We start from the raw sequence: 469 nt of genomic DNA on the forward strand, positions 1-469 counted from the left end.
GGACGGCAGTCAGCGTCCGGTTCACCTGACAGAAGAGGAAGAGACCTGGGCTCGCAATGACCGTCGTGTGGTACCTCCCGTCGTCGACTAAGCCCTGGACAGAACGGCACTCAGGAAGGCACATGCGCACCACCAGCAGCATGCGATCACGGCGCCCCTTGTCAGCTGCGTCGGCGGCTCTCGGCCTGCTGCTGGTGGGTATCGCCGCGGTACCCGCCCACGCCGAGACGGCACGCCACATGCAATGGCACCTGGACGCCATGCACGCCGAGGAGATGTGGAAGACCAGTACCGGTGCAGGCGTCACCGTCGCCGTCATCGACTCCGGCGTCGACAACACTCACCCCGACTTGAAGGGCCAGGTCCTCTCGGGCAAGGACTTCTCCGAGCTGCGCGGGGACGAACACACCGACATCGCCGACCACGGCACATCCACTGCGGCACTGATCGCTGCAACTGGGGCCCAGGG

At 65.9% G+C, this 469-nt stretch carries 1 protein-coding gene; it reads left to right on the plus strand.

What is annotated here, in order from left to right; all coding sequences use genetic code 11:
- Positions 1 to 122 precede the first annotated feature (122 nt).
- Positions 123 to 469 (plus strand): S8 family serine peptidase (locus LPA54_RS37750; protein WP_228984937.1); only part of this gene is annotated, 347 nt, incomplete at its 3' end.

The organism is Streptomyces sp. DH12 (genome assembly GCF_020873895.1).
Classification (GTDB): domain Bacteria; phylum Actinomycetota; class Actinomycetes; order Streptomycetales; family Streptomycetaceae; genus Streptomyces.